This window comes from Flavobacterium aquaticum (assembly GCF_003259835.1).
Lineage (GTDB): Bacteria > Bacteroidota > Bacteroidia > Flavobacteriales > Flavobacteriaceae > Flavobacterium > Flavobacterium aquaticum.
Window position 1 is genome coordinate 114,429 of sequence record NZ_QLMI01000006.1, and the last position, 20,874, is coordinate 135,302.

The following is a 20,874-nucleotide window of genomic DNA, read 5'->3' on the forward strand; positions in this document are numbered from 1 at the left end:
TTTCCAAAACAAATAATAAAAAAAATCAATTTGTATATTTGCACTTCATAAAACAAAACCATGCTTTTAACAATCGATGTTGGAAATTCAAGAATTAAAGTTGCTGTATTTGAACACAATAAGCAAGTTGACTTTTTTATTTTTGAAACAAATGAAGCGCTAAAAAATTTTAAAAATATTTTTAAAAAATATTCCAATCTTCAAAAAATCATCCTTTCTTCGGTTGGAAAATTAGATGAAGAAGTGGTGAATTTCATCAAAAGTCAGTTCCAAACAGAAATCATTGAGCATAAATCGAAGTTTCCTTTTACCAATTTATACGCCACACCAGAAACTTTAGGAATTGACCGAATGGTTTTAGCTGCTGGAGCTACATTAATGTACCCAAACCAAAATCGATTGATTATTGATACTGGAACTTGCATAACTTATGACTTTGTGAATGCTGAAAATGAATATTTAGGAGGTGCTATTTCTCCAGGAATTAAAATTAGGTACAAGAGTTTAAACAATTACACTTCAAAATTGCCTTTATTAAGCATTAGTGAAGATTTTGAAATTATAGGAAATAGTACAGAAAGCGCAATTCACAGCGGCGTTATTAATGGAGTAATCTTTGAAATCGAAGGGTTTATTTCACAATATTCTCTTAAAAATCAAGATTTAACAATAATTTTAACAGGAGGAGACGCAGAATTTTTGGCTAAAAGATTAAAAAGCACCATATTTGCCAATTCAAATTTCTTACTAGAGAGTTTGAACTTATTATCACTATACACAGAAAAAAATGATTAAAAAGCTTATAGTATTTGCTAGTATTATTGTTTCATTAAACTCATGGGCACAAGATAACACAGCGTCACCCTATTCATATTACGGATTAGGAGAAGTAAAATTTAGAGGTACTCAAGACGCAAGAGCAATGGGAGGTTTGTCAATTACTGGAGACAGCATTCAATTAGGATTAATGAATCCAGCCTCATATTCAAAACTAAAATTAACCACTTTTGCAGTTGGAGGGACAAATTCATCAACAAATTTCTCAACAGATACAGAAAAAGAAAAAGCGCAAAGAACCAGTTTTGATTATCTTGCCGTAGGATTACCTTTAGGGAAATTTGGAATGGCATTTGGATTGATGCCTTATTCTGCTGTTGGTTACAAAAACGAAAACACGGTTGAATCAACAGAAGGTACTCGATATTTTAGATCACAAGGAAATGGATTTATCAACAAAGTATTTGTTGGTGGTTCTTATACCTTTAACGACAACTTAAGTTTTGGTTTTGACTTCGCATACCATTTTGGCGACATAATAAATGAATTTACAGAAAAAGCACTTTCTCCTGAATTAACCCAATACACAACTCGCGAAAAAAACACAACTGAATTAAATGGTGTTTCATTCAACATAGGATTATTGTATAATAGACAAATAAACTCTAAACTCACATTCCACTCAAGCTTAACCTATTCGCCTGAAAGTAAATTAAGTACCACAAATTTTAGAAACATTGCAACAGTTGTTTATACTATTGATGGAACAGAATTATCTAACGACGATGAAGACATTAACTTACCAAACAAGGAATTAACAATCCCAAGTAGATTAAGCTTAGGCTTTGGTTTAGGTGAAAACAAAAAATGGTTGCTTGGTTCAGAGCTTACATTCACACAAAACAAAAACCTAGTAAATAGATTTACAGAATTAACGCAAGTTTCTTATGAAAACTCAACTCGTTTTGCTCTTGGTGGTTATTACATCCCTAAATATGATTCTTTTTCTAATTATCTTCAAAGAATTGTTTATAGAGCAGGTTTTAAATATGAAAATACCGGTTTAGTATTAAATAATAAAAGTATAAACGATTATGGCATGAATTTTGGTTTAGGCTTACCACTAGGTTTCTCTAGAATCGATTTAGGTTTTGAATTTGGGAAAAGAGGAACTACATCAAACGGTTTAATAGAAGAGAATTATTTTAACATTAGTGTTGGATTAAATCTTGGCGCTAAATGGTTTGAAAGAAGAAAAATTGATTAATAATTATTTATAAGCAGAAAAATGAAAACGAAATTAACATTATTATTTATAGCTTTAACTAGTTTTTTTGTTCAGGCTCAAAATACGGAAGCTTGTACAGAAACACTAAGCTTAATGTCAACTTCTGTAAAAGCAAAAGATGTTACGGCTTACGACTATTTAACAACTTTAAGAAAAGATTGCCCGTCTTTCCATAAAAGCATTTACACTTTAGGAGAATTTGCAGTTAAATTGAAAATTGAAAAAGCAACAACTCCTCAAGATAAAGAAAAGTACGTTCGTGATTTATTGAAATTATATGATGAACACGACCAACACTTTCCTGGAAATGGCGCTGGAAATAAAATGAAAAAAGGTTTAGTATTGTTTGAAAACAAAGTTGGAACGACTGATGAAGTATTTCAATTGTTAGATGTTGCCTTCAAAACTGATTATGCAAACTTTAAATATGCAAAAGCAATGTATGTTTACTTCGAAATTTTAGTAAACAACCACAAAGCTAACAAAGGTGTAGAATTACAACAAGTATTCGATAAATATGACGATATTTCTAAAAAACTTGATGAAGAAGAAAAAGAATTATCTGAAGAAAACGATACTTTTTTAACAAAAGAAGAAGCAGGACAAGCATTAACTGACAAAGAAAAAACAAGAAAAGCTAGAATTGAAAATAGTTTGGAAATTTTTGGAAATGTTAGAAATGACATGGACAATATTGTTTTAGAATTATCTACTTGCGAAAAACTTATTCCATTTTACCAAAAAGGATTTGAGTTAAACAAAACTAACGAAGAATGGTTAAAAAGAGCCGCAAATCGTTTAGATGCAAAAGGATGTGATTCTGACCCAATATTCTCAAAAATATCAGAAGCACTTTACAAATTAAACCCAAGTGCTGATGCAGCATATCAATTAGGTGTAGTAGAAATTCAAAGAAAAAATACTACTAAAGCTTTAGATTATTTTAATCAAGCAGCTAATTTATACACTGACAACACTAAAAAAGCAAATGTATATTACAGAATTGCAGCTATGTATAGTAAATCAAACAAAGTTCAAGCTCGTACGTATGCAAGAAAAGCTCTATCTGTAAAACCATCATTTGGTAAAGCTTATTTATTGATTGCACAACTTTACGGAAGTAGCATCAACGAATGTGGTAATGACCAATTTGAAAAAAGAGCTATGTACTGGTTAGCTGCACAATATTGTGACAAAGCTGGAGCCGTTGATTCATCAATCAAAGCAACAGCTAACAAAACAGCTGCAAGCTATAGAGCAGCCGCTCCTTCTAAAACTGAAATTTTCCAATCAGGAAAAGCAGGACAAAGAGTTGCGTTTAACTGTTGGGTTGGAGAAAGTATTGTAGTTCCAAGCTTATAAGATGAAACTATTCATTAAAAATAATATTTTAAACATGGTCACGATATTTATCGTGACTATGTTTTTTTCATGTGAAAGCGACATTAAAAAGGTGCAACAACTTAGCGAAACAAGTTTTATCCCTACAGGTGAAGCCGACACTTTAAATTTAAAATATACAGATTCTGGCAAAATCAGATCAATTCTAAAAAGTCCAAAAATGATGGACTATAGTAACATTTCAAATCCTTTTACAGAATTTCCAAAAGGAATTCACGTAACCTTATTTGACAACAAAGGAAACACTACAACTATTGAAGCTGATTATGCTATTTCGTATAAAAAAACAGATATAATTGACTTACAAGGAAATGTTACTATTAGCTCTCAAAATGGCAAAAAACTAGAAACTTCTCAATTATATTTTGACCAAAAAAACGAATGGTTCTTTACAGAAAAACACTTTAAATATACTGATGAAGGCGGTAGTTATTTAGAAGGCCCAGGAGTTGACTTCAGCAAAGATTTCAAAATTTTTAATATGCAACAAAGTAGCGGAGAAGTTAACACTACCGACAAATAATTGTTTTACATTTTCCTTTTCATTACATTTGATAAAATTAACACACCATGACTTATTTAAAATTCATTCAATACATCTATCTAATATTTGCAGCTTTCTTTTTATACGATGCATTTAAAAAATATTCAGAAGGCAAACCATTTAATGACATTCTTTTAAGTATTATCATTGCGGTAGTTGCTGTTGGCATGTTCTTTTTTAGAAGACATTTCCAAAACAAGTATCAAAACAGAAAATAGCTAAATGGAAATCGCCATTATTGTAATTTGTTTATTGCTTTCAGCATTCTTTTCAGGAATGGAAATTGCTTATGTTTCTTCTAACAAAGTGTATTTATCTATCGAGAAAAGACAACAAAACTTTAATGCTTCTATACTAAATAAACTTACCGAAAAGCCATCTCAGTTTATTACCTCAATGCTCGTTGGAAACAATGTTGTATTAGTAATTTACGGAATTTATTCGGGCGACTTAATTATCGATTGGTTAAACAACTACTTCGAGCTTACTTCATTTGTTGGATTATTGCTTCAAACTCTAATCTCAACAGCCATCATTTTATTAACAGCTGAATTCCTTCCGAAAGTTTTCTTTCAAATTTATGCGAATTCTTTTATTAAGTTTTTTGCTGTTCCAAGTTATTTCTTTTACCAATTATTCTTTTGGCCTACAAAGTTTATCATTTGGATTTCAGATATTATCTTAAGAACATTCTTTAAAACTCCTGGAGATCAAGTTCAGGAATATTTCAGTAAAGTAGAATTAGGCAATTACATTACCGAACAAATGAATAATGTGTCGCATGAAAACGAAATAGACTCGGAAATTCAAATTTTTCAAAATGCTCTTGAATTTTCCGACTTAAAAGCAAGAGATATTATGACGCCAAGAACCGAAATTAGTGGTGTTGATATTTTAGATTCGGTTACTGAACTTAAAGAAACTTTTATTAAAACGGGTTATTCTAAATTGTTAATTTATCAAAATTCAATTGATGATATTTTAGGTTATGTACACTCATTTGAACTGTTTAAAAAACCAAAAACTATCAAAAGCATAATGATTCCTGTGGAATATATTCCAGAAACCATTTACATTAAAGATGCTTTGGATTTACTAACCAAAAAAAGAAAAAGTATCGCAGTTGTGTTAGACGAATATGGAGGAACTTCTGGTATTATAACTGTTGAAGATATTATCGAACAATTGTTTGGCGAAATTGAAGACGAACACGATTTAGATGAAGAATTAATAGATGAAATCATAGAAGAAAACACCTTTTTATTCTCTGCAAGACTAGATGTTGAATACCTTAACGAAAAATATAATTTAGAAATTCCCGAATCTGATTCTTACTCAACATTAGGTGGATTTATTGTAAATTATACGAAAGAAATTCCGTTAAACGAAGAAAAAATCAATATCGAAAATTTTGAAATAATCATTCATTCCGCAAGCAATAAAAAAATCGAATTGGTGCGTTTCTCAGTAAAAGAAGAAAAAAGATAAAAATCTTTAAAAAAAACAAGTAAAATATAACTTTACTATTTTATTATTAAATAGATAATTGTATTTTCGCCCTCTGAAAAAAATTAAACACAAATAAAAATGGCAGTTTTATCTAAAATTAGACAACGTTCATTCTTCCTAATTATTATCATTGCTTTAGCATTGTTTTCATTTGTATTAGCAGATGTTATTCAAAGCGGAACATTTAGCTCTGATGCTAACAATGTAGGCTCTGTTAATGGAACAGATATTGATGCGCAACAATTTATGCAAAATGTTGCAATGATTGAAAAACAAGGACAAGGAACTACTTCAACACAAGCTCTTAACAGCGCATGGGATCAAGAAGTTAGAAGAATTATCCTTACTGAAGAATTTGAAAAATTAGGCTTAAAAGTTGGTAGCGAACAATTAATCAACGTTATCAAGCAAAATCCTAACTTAGCTCAAAATCCTCAATTTTTAAATGCTGCTGGACAATTTGACGAAAACAAATTTAAAGAGTCTTTAAAAGGAATCAAAAATGCTCCAGACCAAACGCAATGGTTACAATGGAAAGAATTTGAAAAAAACATTGAAAGATATGCTGTTGAACAAATGTACAACACGATGATCAAATCGGGTGTGTATACAACAAAAGCTGAAGGTAAATTCCAATATAAATTAGAAAACGATAAAGCAAACTTTGATTATGTAACAGTAGCTTTTTCAACTGTAAACGACGATCAAGTTAAAGTTACTGATGCTGAGATTATCGATTTCATGAAAAAATCTCCAAAAAAATACAAGTCAGACAACACTACAAGCGTTGATTTTGTATTGGTAGAAAACAAACCTTCTAAAGAAGACGAGCAAGCTATGTTATCTTCTATTGGTGATGTTAAAGTGAAATTTGATTCTGTTGCGAATGTAGGTGAATTTGTTAATGCTAATTCAGACATTAAATTTGACTCTACTTATGTAACTAAAAAAGATTTACCTATTGATTATCAAGAACAATTATTCAACTTACCAGTTGGTGGTGTTTTTGGACCATATGTTTTCAACGGACACCAATGTATTTCTAGAATGATTGCTAAAAAAGGCAATGCAAGTGCAAAAGCAAGTCACATTTTATTAGCTTACAAAGGAGCTCCTCAATCTACTGCTACAAGAACAAAAGAAGAAGCTCAAGCTTTAGCTAATGATTTATTAGCACAAGTAAAAGCTAATCCAGGAAACTTTGTTATGTTAGCAATGGCTAACTCAGACGATCCAGGATCTAAGAACAATGGTGGTGAGTATGACAACATTACTCCTGGACAAATGGTTCCTCAATTTAATGATTATGTATTCAACAATCCTGTTGGTTCTATTGGTGTAGTTGAAACTGATTTTGGTTTTCACGTAATCAAAGTAACGGCTAAATATGATGCTGTTTTAATGGGAACAGTTGCTCAAAAAATTCAACCTTCTGAAGCTACAATTGATGCGATTTATACTAAAGCGAGTCAATTAGAAGCGGATGCTAATGAAAATAAAGATTTTGCTGCAATTGCTAAAAAAGCAGGATTTGAAGTAGTTCCAGCTACAAATTTAAAAGGTTCAGACGAATACGTTCAAGGTATAGGTTCTCAAAGAGAAATTGTAAGATGGTCTTTCAATAAAGATACAGAAATTGGAGATGTTAGACGTTTTGAAGTTCCTCAAGGTTTTGTTATTGCAAAATTAAAAGATAGAAACGAAAGTGGTTTATTACCAATTGATATTGCAAAACTACAAGTAGAACCAATCATCAAAAATCAGAAAAAAGCTGAAATTATCAAGAAAAAAATGAGTGGTAGTTCTTTAGAGGCAGTTGCAAAAGCTTCTGGTGCTTCTGTTCAAATTGCAGCTGGAGTTTCTTTAAAAGCACCAGTAATTCCAAATATTGGGAATGAGCCTAAAGTTGTTGGTAAAGCATTTGGTTTAACTCCTGGAAAAACTTCTGAAATTATCGAAGGTACATCAGGAATGTTCATGGTAAGAGCTAAAGCTGTAACTAAAGCTCCAGAAGTTCCAAGTTATGAAACTTACATTACTCAAGACAGATCACAAAATAGATCTTATGCTATCTCAATGTCTTATATTGCATTAAAAGATAAAGCAGAAATTAAAGATAATAGAGCAAACTTCTAAGAAGTTACGCTTAAAAAATAAAAGGCTATCCGAAAATCGTGATAGCCTTTTTTTATTTAATTTGTTTTATAACATAGGTCACAATTCCCCAAATTATAAACTCATTATGCGGTTCTATTTGAATTGGAGCATAATTTGGATTCTCGGGAATTAAAAAAATAGCTTCTTCTGTTTTCTTAATTCTTTTTACGGTAAACTCGCCATCGATAAAACAAACTGAAACGGCATTATTTCTTGGTTCTAGACTCCTGTCGATCACTAAAATATCACCATCATCAATCCCTGCTCCTATCATAGAATTTCCACTTGCTTTAGCATAAAAGGTTGCTTCTTTGTTTTTAATCAACAAATGATCTAAACTTACCTTTGATTCTTCAAAATCGGCTGCAGGCGAAGGAAATCCTGCTTTAATTTCGCTCGAAATAAATGAAGTTTCCATCGGATTATCAAAATCGGGAACAAAAAAAGTTATTTTCGGATTTACTTGCATTTTACTTCTAGTAATTCGTTAAAATTCGTAGTATATCGATTGGATAAATGATTCTGTTTCATTTTCCAAGTGCGTTTTAAATCTTGTGAAGCTAATCGAAGTTTACGTTCGCCAGTTTTATCCTGAACCGCATCCATAACTTCCATAAGTTTTTGGTACTTTGGATTCTCTTCGTCAAAAAGTTTAAATTGACGTTGCGAAGAAGGCACAATTTCCGTAACAATAACACCCGCTTTTTTATAAGCAGTTCCTTCTTGATACAAATCTTTTAACATAGAAATCGCTGTTTGACTAATTGAAAAAGACGTATTGGACGAAAAAGGCAACGTTTGCATGCGATAAAAACTATACTTTTCACCATTAGTATTAAATGGATCTTTTCGCAAATACAAAATAACCGCATTACAAAACGAATTTTGCTTGCGTAACTTCTCAGAACAAACACTTGCAAATGTAACCACGCGCTCTTTAAGTTCGTTGAAATCAGATATATCTTTCTCAAAACTTCTTGTAACCGCAATATTTTTTTTGGCTTTTGGTTCTTCCATTTCTAATACCGATTTTCCTTCTAATTCATATTTCAAGCGCATTCCAACCACTCCCATTTCTTTGCGAATAAAAGCTTCGTTATGCGGAAGAGTAAAATCATAAGCCGTTTTAATATTTTTAGATTGCATTTTTTTAGTAAGACGAAAACCAATTCCCCAAACATCTTCAATTTTTGTCCATTTTAAGGCTTTGATTCTTTTCTCATCAGTGTCAATTACATAAACTCCTTGTGTTCTTTCGTGAAATTTCTTTGCAATGTGATTGGCAATTTTAGATAATGCTTTGGTAGGCGCAAAACCGATTCCTGTGGGAATACTTAACCATTTAATAATACGTTGTCGAATTTGCAATCCGTACTCGTGATAATCGACTATATCTTGACCTGAAAAACACAAAAAAGCTTCATCAATACTATACACCTCAACATTTGGAGTAAAATGTTCGAGTGTTTTCATCACACGACAACTCAAATCGCCATACAAAGCGTAATTAGAAGAAAAAACCTTTATGTCATGTTGCTTAATCAAATCACGAACTTTAAACTCGGGCGCACCCATAGGAATTCCTAATCCTTTGGCTTCATTACTACGCGAAATAATACAACCATCATTATTAGACAAAACCACAACAGGTTTACCATTTAATTGAGGTTGAAAAACACGTTCACACGAAACGTAAAAATTATTACAATCGACTAAAGCATACATCTTGTAAAGTTACTTTAACTTTTACAAAAAGAAAATGAGTCAATTGTTAATGTTAATAAATTATCGCTTCAAAGAAAAATGGGCTTTGAAAATTTGTCCTAATTGTAAATTTTGGGATAAACAATCCGTCTAAACTATCTGAGCATAAAAGCATATTTTTCTTTACATTTGACAAAAACAGATGACCATACCCTATGAACCAGTTGTTTTCAATTATAAAATAAATATTCATTTAATTCTTGAATATTTGGCTTTTTTTATTGCATTTAGATACTATATTTTTTTAAGAAAGCAAACAGAAGACACTATTCCAAACTCAAACAGACTTTCAATAATATTAGGCGCTGCGTTGGGAGCCTTCTTAGGATCACGAATAATTGGCTTCTTAGAAAACCCAATATATCCTACAGATATTAGTTCATTTATTACTATTTTAAACACAAAAACCATAATGGGTGGTTTGTTTGGAGGCTTATTGGGAGTTGAACTGGCGAAAAAAATTATTGGCGAAAAACAATCTTCGGGCGATTTATTCGTTTTCCCAATTATTGTTGGGATTTTTATTGGACGAATTGGTTGCTTTTTATCTGGAATAAACGAATTCACCTATGGAAAAGTGACAAATTTATTCGTTGGAATGGATTTAGGTGATGGTTTAAAAAGACATCCTATTGCGCTTTATGAATTACTATTTCTCATTTGCTTATTTGCATTTTTGTGGAAAACGAAACTAAAAAATATAAAAAATGGCATACTGTTTAAATATTTTATGATTAGCTATTTTTCCTTCCGATTTTGCATCGAATTTTTAAAACCTAATACCTTTTTTATTTTAGGCTTAAGTTCTATACAGATTTTATGCCTAATTTGTTATCTTTATTATTATAAAACCATTTTAAATTTATTCAAAAATGCCCGTTAGAAATTACACCTATTACGACTATACTTTAAGCCTTTGTCCAGAATGTTTAAAGCGAATTGACGCAAAAATTGTTTTTGAAAACGATAAGGTATATATGCTAAAGCGATGCCCCGAGCATGGAAAGTCTAAAGTTTTAATCGCAGACGACATTCCGTATTATAAAAACATAAGAAATTATAATAAACCTTCGGAAACTCCTTATAAATTTAATACCAAAACCGATTATGGTTGTCCGTATGATTGTGGATTATGTCCAGATCATGAGCAACATTCTTGTTTGACAGTGATCGAAGTAACCGATAGATGTAATTTAACTTGCCCTACTTGCTACGCAGGCTCATCTCCAACTTATGGTAGACATCGGACATTAGATGAAATAAAAACAATGTTAGACACCATAGTTATAAATGAAAAAGAACCTGATGTTGTTCAAATTAGTGGTGGAGAACCAACTATTCATCCCGATTTTTTTGCAATTTTAGATTATGCAAAATCACTTCCTATTCGACATTTAATGCTAAACACAAACGGTATCAAAATAGCAAAAGACAAAGAATTTGCAAAAAAACTGAAAGGTTATTCGCCAGATTTTGAAATTTACCTACAGTTTGATTCTTTCGAGAATAGTGTTTTACAAGAATTAAGAGGTGCCGATTTGAATGAAATTAGGAAACAAGCTATTGAAAATTTGAATGAACTTAATCTTTCAACAACATTAGTAGTTACCTTACAAAAAGGGTTAAATGACAACGAAATTGGGAAAATAATTGAATTTGCGTTACAACAAAAATGTGTTAGAGGAGTAACTTTTCAACCAACACAAATTGCCGGAAGATTAGACAACTTCAACCCAGAAACAGACAGAATGACTTTAACAGAAGTTAGAAGAAAAATATTGGAACAAACAACCATTTTTAATCCAGATGATTTACTTCCTGTACCTTGTAATCCAGATGCTTTAGTTATGGGATATGCATTAAAATTAGACAACGAAGTATTTCCTTTAACACGTTACATTAATCCAAATGATTTATTAGACAATAGTAAAAACACTATTATTTACGAACAAGATAATGTACTTCAAGAAAAAATGATTGAATTATTTAGCACTGGAAATTCTGTAGAAGTTGCAGAAGAAAATTTAAAATCAATCATGTGTTGTTTACCAAATATTGATGCTCCTAATTTAGGATATGACAATTTGTTTAGAATCATCATTATGCAATTTATTGATGCTTACAATTTTGATGTTAGGGCAATAAAAAAATCATGTGTTCATATTGTTAATAAGGACAATAAAATAATTCCTTTTGAAACAATGAATTTGTTTTATAGAGATGACAAATCAGTACAATTAGAAAAACTTCGCAATGAAATTAAATTTTAAAATATGAAAGCATTAGAAATAGGAAATCTAAATGGTATATTTATTCTAATCATAATAATAATGATTGGCCCACCAATATTGTTAACTTTAATTGGATTTGGCGTAAAAAAAAGCAACCCTAATGCTGCAAAAGTATTATTCATTTTAGCAGCAGTATATTTATTGGTTGGCTTAGGAATATGTGGAAGTTTAATGATTTAATTTTATCGTTTCAAAGAAAAGTGTGCTTTAAAAATTTGCTTTGTAGTTCCATTCTGAGGCAAATATTCCACCGTAAACCAATAGTCCGTAGAAGGCAGTTTTTCACCATTATAAATTCCATCCCAACCTGAACTAGCTGGCGACATTTGTTTTAAGAATTTTCCGTAACGATCAAAAATATTAATCACTGCATCAGGCTGATGACTTAAATCCCAAATATTCCAATTATCATTAGTACCATCTGCATTTGGTGTAAAGTAATTTGGATAATTGATGATGTAAATAGGACCAATAATTGTTGGATTACAATCTCCTAAAACATCATAAATATTTACATAGTATTCGCCTGTAGGCAAATTAGCAAATACATTACTCGATTGATACTCAGTTACGCTTCCATCAGGATAAACTAATTGATATAGATAATCCCCGAATCCACCAGTTAAATTTACAGTAATAAACGTGTTGTTTTCGAACGGAGTACTCACAGTAAAATCAGCAACAGCAGGACTCGATTGTACAATAGTTACTGTTGTTGTAGCGTAATTACAATTCGCTCCCACATCAGGTGTAAGTTTTATAAATTCAACCGTATAAACTCCAGCTTGCGAAGCAGTATAGCTAGGCCCTGTTCCCATTAGCGTACCATTTAAAAACCAATTAACAGTAAAAAATGCTGGACTTAATCCAGAATTCATAGTAAATGTTCGTAATACATCACCTGTTTGAGAATCCACACAGATAATTCCGCCTTGAATCGTAATATTTAAAAGAGGATGAACTGTGAATGTAAACGAAATTTCGTCGTTACAATTAGGGTTTCCAATGGCTGAAGCATGTACATAATACGTATAAGTTCCCGGAGTTGTGATATTCAAATTCGTAATTAAATCAGCCGTATTTCCACCTGGTTGCGAATAATAATTAATATTGTAAGTTGTTGTTGGTAATGTTGGTAAAACATAAGTTCCGCATTCTTCATTATCGAAAACCAAACCTAAAGTAGCTAAATTAGGTGTTTCGGAAACGATGATATCAAAACTATCTTCTTGTGTACAAGTAGTTCTAACATCGGCATTCACCGCATAAACATAGATAGTTGTTGTATTTGGCGTATTGAAAATGGTTCCAGGAGGTACAGGATTTACTCCATTAGGATCATAAAAATATCCAATGGTATAATTAAAAGGTGTTGGTGCTACATGTGTTAAGGCTGGTAATTGATAATTTTCAAATTCACACACATTTACGTTTGGATAATCCGGTAAATTAATTCCATTATAAGTAATTGTAAAAGGACGATTAATTTCGCAACCTGTAGTAGTATCAATATTATACAAATAGAAAGTTTGGGTAGTATCAAAAACTTGTGTAGAAGAAACAATAGTTCCTCCTCCACTTGGTCCACCAGGCGCAGTATAAATTGTTCCGTTAACTGGTGCTGAAATAGTGTAAGGATTACATTCGGTTCTACCAATAACATTATCAGCAGGCGGAAACGGATTCAAAGAAATAGTAAAACTTGATTCGTTTTGACAACCATTAGCATCAATACCATTGTAAACATAATAGGTTCCAGGAGATAAATTCACACCTGATAAATCAATCCTATCACCAGCATTTAACTGAACTTGTCCCGGAGTTGTTGATCCACCAGACAAAGTATAATAAGTTCCATTTACTAAAACAGGCAAAACAAACTCTCCGCAATAAGTTCCACTAGGAATTACATCCACTAAAGGTAACGAATGAATTGTGATATTATAATTCAAGTTAGAAGTACAATTTGGCAAAGTTGTAGTGTTGGCAAAATAGTAAACCACTTGTGAAGAAGTAATGTTCAAATCGGTAATTTGAGTTCCTCCTCCGTTTGGTGCTGTGTAATATCCTCCAAAAGAAACTGCAGGCAACGTATAAACACCACAACCTGAAGTAGCTGTAAAAACCGTTGTATCCACCAAGTCAATTCTGAAATCATTTTGAAGCGAACAGTTCCCTGGCGCTCCCGAACTTGTTGTATGGGCTAACTGATTGTAAACATAATAGGTACCTGGTAAATTAGGTCCGGATACACTTATTACATCACCCGCAAATAATGGAGTTCCTGAGCCATTTGGTCCAGAAAAATAATTTCCATTCACTAATGCTGGTAAAATATAGTTATCACAACTTACAACATCTGCAGGATCATCTGCTAATGGCAATGGATGCACGTAGAAAATAAATTGGTCATCTCTACACAACACACCATTTACTTCTGCATAATAATATAAAGTCTCTGTAAAAGTTGCGGCTGTTGTATTCAAATATTCTGTTCCTGCTGGAACAACAACTCCAGTTCCAGAAGGTCCTCCTGGTTGTGTGTAAAAATTCCCAATATTTTCTGGTGGTGTTGGCACAATAAATCTACCACAGTGGTCTAACTGCGGAACATATTCATCAATTAAAGTCAGATTAAAACTCTCTTCATTTGTACAACCATTTGCATCTGGACCCGCAAAAATATAATACGTTCCTCCATCTACTAAAATATCTCCAATATTAAACTGTACTTGCCCGGGTGTTGTTGGTCCGCCTGGTAAAAGATAATACGTTCCATTCACAATAACTGGCAATGTAAATTGACTACATTCAATTGGATCTGGAATATCATCAACAATTGGTAATGGATTAACCGTAATCGTTAAAGAAGTAACGTCAAAACAACTTGTATTAGAATTGTCTTGAATTCGGATTCCAACAGTAACCGTAGTGGTTCCATTAGGAATTGAAATAGAAGTTATAGGATTAGTTCCAGAAGAAGCTTCTCCAACAGAATTATAATAAGTAACTGTATAATTTGCTGGCGATTGTCCATTTAAAACTTCATTTGTTGTAGTATTTGTAAAAGTATAATTCGTATTCCCTTGTCCTTCACAAACCGATATTGGATTAGGTGGAGTTGCAACAGCGGCATTATTAACAATCAAATCAAAAGGATATTCAGCATCACAAAAATTACCTGAAATGGTATTGAATATTTTAATGTAAATTGTTTGACCACCAGTACTCGGATAAGAAGTTAAATTCGCACTAGGAATTGGATTATTCGCCACAATATCGGCTGGAGATTCGTAATAAAAAACATCGTAAATGGCAGTATCAATTCCTAAAGCTAATTCATTATTTGTTGCTAAATCGAAATTATAAGACGCTGCGCCAGTGTTACAAGTTAATAAATCAAACGGATTTGTAACTGCTAAATCAGTAAATACAATAGTGTCTGTAATTGTACAACTTCCTCTTACAGCTTCAACTGTATAAGTTCCTGCATGAGTTACTGTATAGGTTGAATTCGTTTCACCTGAAATAGGATTACCGTTTTCGTACCAAGTATATCGAAATGTACTGTCTAAATTAGTATTTAACAAAACCTCATCACCCGTACAAATAATCTGATCTAAACCTAAATCTAAAGTCGTAGTAAAACTTCCTGCAGCAATAAAAACAGCCGAATCAAAACCTGTGTTGGCATAATCACCAATTACTAATCTTATTTTGTAAGGCGTATTAGGAGTTACAGCTGATGAAGCATTCATAACTACAGTTTGTCCTCTCATATTTAATGCCGATGTCGGATTCCCTACATTGTACGTTCCAAAAAAACTAGGATTTACAGAAGCACAACTGTTATTTGGACTTGAAGGATCGTTATAAATACTGTTTCTAATTGTAGTTACCGAAACGGGAATACTTGTACCCGGAATCACAGCGAGATTTGTTGAAACTCCAGAAGACAAATCGGTTAAAACAAAAGCAAAAACATCGCTGAATTCACATTGATAAAAACCATATTCATTAGAAGCAAACAAGAAATTAAAGCTAAAACTATTAGAAAGCGGAATAAAATCAAATTCTAAATATTCTGCATTTACAATTGGGCTTATTCCACCATTATTGTCACTTAAAGTTTGTAAGAAAGCATCACCAGAAGCAGTTACCGAACTACTTAAATTCACACCTGTATATTGACCTTGTGTAAAAGTAGCTACACCATTTCTAATGATTATTCCTTCAGAAATTGGAAAAGACGAACCATTTTGATTAAAATAAGCAACAGCTCGAGTTGATGAAACCGAGATATTAGAAACTTCAACACATGAATTTCCTAATAACAAATCGACTAATTGTGCTGGTGAATTTGTAGTATTATCAACAGTTATTCCTTGTGAAAACAAACAAGTTGAATATAAAAGGGCGAATATAAAAAGTAAGTTTTTCAAGATTTATGGGGGATTTAAATCATTGACATAAATATAACTAAAAAAGAAAAACCAACTATTATTAAATGCAAAAAAGTTTGAATATAAAACAATATTCAAACTTTTTGTTAATTATTTAAATTATTTCTAATCGTTCAACTTCAAAACAGCCATAAATGCTTCTTGAGGAATTTCTACATTTCCAACCTGACGCATACGTTTTTTACCTTTTTTCTGTTTTTCTAAAAGTTTACGTTTACGTGAGATATCTCCACCGTAACATTTCGCTGTTACATCTTTTCTCAATGCTTTAATGGTTTCACGAGCAATTACTTTTGCACCAATAGCTGCCTGAATTGGAATATCAAACTGTTGTCTTGGGATTAATTCTTTTAATTTCTCACACATTTTTTTACCAATGTTGTACGCATTACTTTCGTGAATTAAAGCCGAAAGCGCATCTACTGGCTGTGCATTTAATAAGACATCTAAACGGACTAATTTTGATTCGCGCATTCCTATTGGATGGTAATCAAAAGAAGCATATCCTTTAGAAACGGTTTTTAATCTATCATAAAAATCAAATACGATTTCCGCTAATGGCATATCGAAATTCAATTCAACACGTTCTGTTGTTAAATACGTTTGATTTGTAATTAATCCACGTTTTTCAATACACAAACTCATTACGTTTCCTACGAAATCTGATTTTGTAATGATGGTTGCCTTAATATATGGCTCTTCTACTCTATCTAATTTTGAAGGCTCTGGTAAATCTGATGGATTGTTTACAATTAAAATAGTATCAGGCTCTTTTTTAGTAAATGCATGGTACGAAACGTTAGGAACCGTAGTAATAACGGTCATATCAAACTCACGCTCTAAACGCTCTTGAATAATTTCCATGTGTAACATTCCTAAGAATCCACAACGGAAACCAAATCCTAAAGCCGCCGAACTCTCCGCTTGGAAAACCAACGAAGCATCGTTCAATTGTAATTTTTCCATCGAAGCACGCAAATCTTCGTAATCTTCTGTATCTACAGGATAAATTCCGGCGAAAACCATTGGTTTTACATCTTCAAATCCTAAAATGGCATTTTTTGTTGGTTCTTTAGCATCCGTAATCGTATCTCCTACTTTTACTTCTTTCGCTTCTTTAATTCCCGAAACTAAATAGCCTACGTCTCCTGCCGAAATTACATTTTTAGGAACCTGATTTAATTTCAATGTCCCCACTTCGTCTGCATAATATTCGTTTCCGGTGGCCATGAATTTAATTTTCTGACCTTTTTTCATTTCTCCGTTAAGTACACGGAAAATTACTTCAATACCTCTGAATGGATTGTAATGCGAATCGAAAATCAAGGCTTGAAGCGGTTCGTTTGGATCACCTTTTGGAGCTGGAATTTTTTCAATAATAGCTGCCAAAATATTTTCAACACCAAAACCTGTTTTTCCAGAAGCGTGAATAATATCTTCTAATTTACATCCTAATAAATCAATAATATCATCACTAACTTCCTCAGGATTAGCACTTGGTAAATCAACTTTATTTAAAACTGGAATAATTTCCAAGTCGTTTTCTAAAGCCAAATACAAATTTGAAATCGTTTGTGCTTGAATACTTTGCGCTGCATCCACAATCAACAAAGCTCCTTCACAAGCCGCAATTGAACGAGAAACCTCATACGAGAAATCCACGTGACCAGGAGTGTCAATTAAATTTAAAATATAATCTTCTCCTTTGTATTTGTACTCCATTTGAATGGCGTGACTTTTTATGGTAATCCCACGTTCGCGCTCTAAGTCCATGTTATCTAGTAACTGAGCTTTTTCTTCACGAGCCGTAACGGTTTGCGTAGCGCCTAATAAACGGTCTGCCAACGTACTTTTTCCGTGGTCAATGTGTGCAATAATGCAGAAATTTCTAATGTGTTTCATCTTTCAATGTAAAGTTCAGGTACAAGAGCCATTTTCATCTTCCAAACTCTTGTTCGTTTAATCTGCAAATATAAGCTAAAGTTTTGATTGTATATCAACAAAAAGCAACTCCAAATACCAAAAAAGAATACAAACCACATAGAAACATAGAATTTTAATAAAGGCTAGAGGGATTCATAGTATTTACATTCTTACATAGGCTCCTATATTCTTAAAAACCTATATAAACTATCTTAAAGCGAAGCTTCTATTTTTCAATCCAAATCAACTATGTTTCTATGTGGTAAAAACTTAAAAAAACAATAATTAAAAAATCTTGTCGTATTTTTGCAAAAAAATTGAAGCACCATGCCTAAAATTGGTAACATCATACTACCCGATTTTCCCTTATTATTAGCCCCAATGGAAGACGTGAGCGACCCCCCATTTCGTCGTTTATGCAAATTACATGGCGCTGATTTGATGTATTCTGAATTCATTTCTTCGGAAGGATTGATTCGTGATGCGATGAAAAGCAAGCAAAAATTGGATATTTTCGATTACGAACGTCCAGTGGGAATTCAGATTTTTGGTGGAGATGAAGAAGCTATGGAAATGAGTGCTAAAATTGTAGATACGGTTCAACCTGATTTGGTCGACATCAATTTTGGTTGTCCGGTGAAAAAAGTCGTTTGTAAAGGTGCTGGCGCTGGGGTTTTAAAAGATGTAGATTTGATGATTCGTTTAACGAAAGCTGTTATCAAAGGAACAAGTTTACCTGTTACTGTAAAAACGCGTTTAGGTTGGGATGAAAATTCGATTAATATAGATGAAGTTGCTGAACGTTTACAAGATATTGGCGTGCAAGCTTTAACGATTCATGCCAGAACGCGAGCACAGATGTACAAAGGTCATTCCGATTGGTCACACATTCAACGAGTGAAGGAAAATCCGAGAATTACGATGCCAATTTTTGGAAATGGCGATATCGATTCTCCTGAAAAAGCATTGGAATACAAAAACAAATACGGTTTAGACGGCATGATGATTGGTCGTGCTGCGATTGGTTATCCGTGGATTTTCAACGAAATTAAACATTATTTCGCCACTGGAGAAAAATTAGCTCCGCCAAGCATGAATGACCGAATTGAAGCTGCAAAAAACCACTTAATTTGGAGCATTGAATGGAAAGGCGAACGTTTAGGTATTAACGAAATGCGTCGTCATTACACCAATTATTTCAAAGGAATTCACGGTTTTAAAGAATACAAACAAAAATTGGTTACCACAGATGGCATCAATCAATTATTGGATGTATTTACCGAAATTGAGCAAGTGTATGCGGATTATGTTTTTGAGGGGTAAACTACACCTCAATTCTTTTCCATTTTCCTTTTTTGTACAAAACATATCCTGCAATTGTAATGCATGTTTCTGCAATTGGAATAGCCATAAAAACGCCTGTTGGTCCCATTTTTAGATACTTCGCCAAAAAATAAGCTAACGGAATTTGAAACAACCAAAATCCGAAAAAGTTAATTTTTGTGGGTGTCCACGTATCTCCAGCTCCGTTAAAAACATTAATGAGTACCATACCAATTCCGTAAAAAACATAACCAATACTTACTATTTGAAGTGCCTCAACGGCAATTTTTAAAACTACCGCATCGTTTGTAAACAACGAAACCATATATTCTGCACCAGTTAATGTAATAACCGTGATGATTGCCATAAAAATTACATTGTATTTTGCAGTTACAAAAACCGATTTTTCAGCGCGTTCGACTTGTTTTGCACCTAAATTTTGCCCTACCAAAGTTGCAGCTGCACCACTTAATCCCCAAGCAGGGAGTATAAAAAACATCATGATTCGCAATGCCGTTTGATATCCTGCTGAACCTTGATCACCGCCTGTAGTTGCCACCAATTTGGCTAAAAATATCCAACTGCACGATGCAATCACAAATTGCAAAACACCTGGAGCAGCAATTTTCACTATTGCCTTTATCTGCTCAAAATCGGGAGTAATATAGGCAAGCACTATTTTTATTACACCCTTGCCATTAAACAAATTATATAATTGATATAAAACACCGATGCTTCTTCCTGTTGTGGTTGCCATTGCAGCTCCTGTTAATCCAAAGGCAGGAATTGGTCCTAAACCGTTAATGAATATTGGACATAAAATAATATTACAAATGTTTGCCAACCACAAACTTTTCATAGCTATTGCAGCATTTCCGGCACCTCTAAAAATTCCGTTTATCAAGAATAAAAGCATGATAGACGTGCTTCCACCCATCATAATTTGAACAAAAGAAGTTCCGTAAATGGCAGATTCTCTGGAAGAACCCATCCACATAAGCATATCGGTCGCAAAAACAATTCCCAAAATGCTAATTACAATATTTATTGCAACGGCTATAACGATAGCTTGCATTCCTGCTTTAGCGGCAGCAACCGGGTCTTTTTCACCAATTCTTCTGGCAACAACAGCCGTGGCTGCCATACTAATTCCAATGGCTAACGAGTATATTATTGTGAGTACCGATTCGGTTAAACCCACGGTTTGCACTGCAAAACTGCTGTTTTCTAAATGCCCAACAAAATACAGATCTACTAATGCAAAAACCGATTCCATCATCATTTCTAAAACCATTGGAATGGCAAGTAAAATAACGGCAGTATTTATTTTTCCTGATGTAAAATCATAATTTGATTCACCGTTTAAAGCCATTTTAATGGTAGAAAAAATGCGGGAAAATATGTTTTTTGATGATTTTTCTGTCATTTTGAAGT

General features: G+C 32.8%; 16 protein-coding genes. 11 read left to right on the top strand and 5 right to left on the bottom strand.

All coding sequences use genetic code 11. The annotated features are described in order from the left end of the window. Positions 1 to 60 precede the first annotated feature (60 nt). The 7 genes from B0I03_RS10405 (at position 61) to B0I03_RS10435 (ending at position 7,655) form a co-directional block, all read left to right on the top strand. Positions 61 to 795 carry a type III pantothenate kinase gene (locus B0I03_RS10405; protein WP_111567376.1) on the top strand — a complete coding sequence of 245 codons (735 nt, stop codon included), beginning with the start codon at positions 61 to 63 and terminating at the stop codon, positions 793 to 795. Then, positions 788 to 2,044 carry an outer membrane protein transport protein gene (locus B0I03_RS10410; RefSeq protein WP_111567377.1) on the top strand — a complete coding sequence of 419 codons (1,257 nt, stop codon included), beginning with the start codon at positions 788 to 790 and terminating at the stop codon, positions 2,042 to 2,044. The genes B0I03_RS10405 and B0I03_RS10410 overlap by 8 nt, the downstream gene beginning before the upstream one ends. A gap of 21 nt (positions 2,045 to 2,065) precedes the next feature. After that, positions 2,066 to 3,427 (top strand): tetratricopeptide repeat protein, encoded by a 1,362-nt coding sequence (locus B0I03_RS10415; protein WP_111567378.1) that lies wholly within the window; start codon positions 2,066 to 2,068, stop codon positions 3,425 to 3,427. Positions 3,428 to 3,461: 34 nt separating this feature from the next. Continuing rightward, complete coding sequence (gene lptC, locus B0I03_RS10420) at positions 3,462 to 3,989, top strand: LPS export ABC transporter periplasmic protein LptC (RefSeq protein WP_245903016.1); 528 nt, start codon at positions 3,462 to 3,464, stop codon at positions 3,987 to 3,989. A gap of 47 nt (positions 3,990 to 4,036) precedes the next feature. Beyond that, positions 4,037 to 4,228, top strand: coding sequence for a hypothetical protein (locus tag B0I03_RS10425; RefSeq protein WP_111567380.1), 192 nt, complete (start codon positions 4,037 to 4,039; stop codon positions 4,226 to 4,228). A gap of 4 nt (positions 4,229 to 4,232) precedes the next feature. Further along, a complete protein-coding gene (locus tag B0I03_RS10430) occupies positions 4,233 to 5,498 on the top strand; it encodes a hemolysin family protein (protein ID WP_111567381.1) in 1,266 nt (421 codons plus the stop codon). 99 nt (positions 5,499 to 5,597) lie between these two features. Further along, positions 5,598 to 7,655 carry a peptidylprolyl isomerase gene (locus B0I03_RS10435; RefSeq protein WP_111567382.1) on the top strand — a complete coding sequence of 686 codons (2,058 nt, stop codon included), beginning with the start codon at positions 5,598 to 5,600 and terminating at the stop codon, positions 7,653 to 7,655. Between the two features lie 52 nt (positions 7,656 to 7,707). Here B0I03_RS10435 and B0I03_RS10440 read toward each other — a convergent pair whose 3' ends face one another. Next, positions 7,708 to 8,145, bottom strand: coding sequence for a LexA family protein (locus tag B0I03_RS10440; RefSeq protein WP_111567383.1), 438 nt, complete (start codon positions 8,143 to 8,145; stop codon positions 7,708 to 7,710). After that, the gene (locus B0I03_RS10445; RefSeq protein ID WP_111567384.1) at positions 8,136 to 9,401 is read right to left on the bottom strand and encodes a Y-family DNA polymerase; all 1,266 of its coding nucleotides are present in this window, start codon (positions 9,399 to 9,401) and stop codon (positions 8,136 to 8,138) included. Before B0I03_RS10445 ends, B0I03_RS10440 begins: the two co-directional genes overlap by 10 nt. 181 nt (positions 9,402 to 9,582) lie before the next feature. On the opposite strand from B0I03_RS10445, the gene B0I03_RS10450 reads away from it, so the two are divergent. Genes B0I03_RS10450 through B0I03_RS10460 form a run of 3 tightly spaced genes read left to right on the top strand, consistent with a single transcriptional unit; the run spans position 9,583 to position 11,911 of the window. Beyond that, positions 9,583 to 10,323 (top strand): prolipoprotein diacylglyceryl transferase, encoded by a 741-nt coding sequence (locus B0I03_RS10450; protein WP_111567385.1) that lies wholly within the window; start codon positions 9,583 to 9,585, stop codon positions 10,321 to 10,323. Next, positions 10,313 to 11,710 carry a radical SAM protein gene (locus tag B0I03_RS10455; RefSeq protein ID WP_111567386.1) on the top strand — a complete coding sequence of 466 codons (1,398 nt, stop codon included), beginning with the start codon at positions 10,313 to 10,315 and terminating at the stop codon, positions 11,708 to 11,710. The genes B0I03_RS10450 and B0I03_RS10455 overlap by 11 nt, the downstream gene beginning before the upstream one ends. A gap of 3 nt (positions 11,711 to 11,713) precedes the next feature. After that, positions 11,714 to 11,911 carry a hypothetical protein gene (locus tag B0I03_RS10460; protein WP_111567387.1) on the top strand — a complete coding sequence of 66 codons (198 nt, stop codon included), beginning with the start codon at positions 11,714 to 11,716 and terminating at the stop codon, positions 11,909 to 11,911. Positions 11,912 to 11,913: 2 nt separating this feature from the next. On the opposite strand, the gene B0I03_RS10465 is transcribed toward B0I03_RS10460, so the two are convergent. Together B0I03_RS10465 and lepA are read right to left on the bottom strand one after the other, a co-directional pair. Then, the gene (locus B0I03_RS10465) at positions 11,914 to 16,173 is read right to left on the bottom strand and encodes a T9SS type B sorting domain-containing protein (RefSeq protein ID WP_146603291.1); all 4,260 of its coding nucleotides are present in this window, start codon (positions 16,171 to 16,173) and stop codon (positions 11,914 to 11,916) included. 126 nt (positions 16,174 to 16,299) lie between these two features. Next, the gene (gene lepA, locus B0I03_RS10470) at positions 16,300 to 18,096 is read right to left on the bottom strand and encodes a translation elongation factor 4 (protein ID WP_111567389.1); all 1,797 of its coding nucleotides are present in this window, start codon (positions 18,094 to 18,096) and stop codon (positions 16,300 to 16,302) included. A gap of 348 nt (positions 18,097 to 18,444) precedes the next feature. Here lepA and dusB point away from each other — a divergent pair, with 348 nt between their 5' ends. Beyond that, complete coding sequence (gene dusB, locus B0I03_RS10475; RefSeq protein ID WP_111567390.1) at positions 18,445 to 19,440, top strand: tRNA dihydrouridine synthase DusB; 996 nt, start codon at positions 18,445 to 18,447, stop codon at positions 19,438 to 19,440. A 1-nt stretch (position 19,441) separates the two neighbouring features. On the opposite strand, the gene B0I03_RS10480 is transcribed toward dusB, so the two are convergent. Then, a complete protein-coding gene (locus B0I03_RS10480) occupies positions 19,442 to 20,866 on the bottom strand; it encodes an MATE family efflux transporter (protein ID WP_111567391.1) in 1,425 nt (474 codons plus the stop codon). Between the last annotated feature and the right edge of the window lie 8 nt (positions 20,867 to 20,874).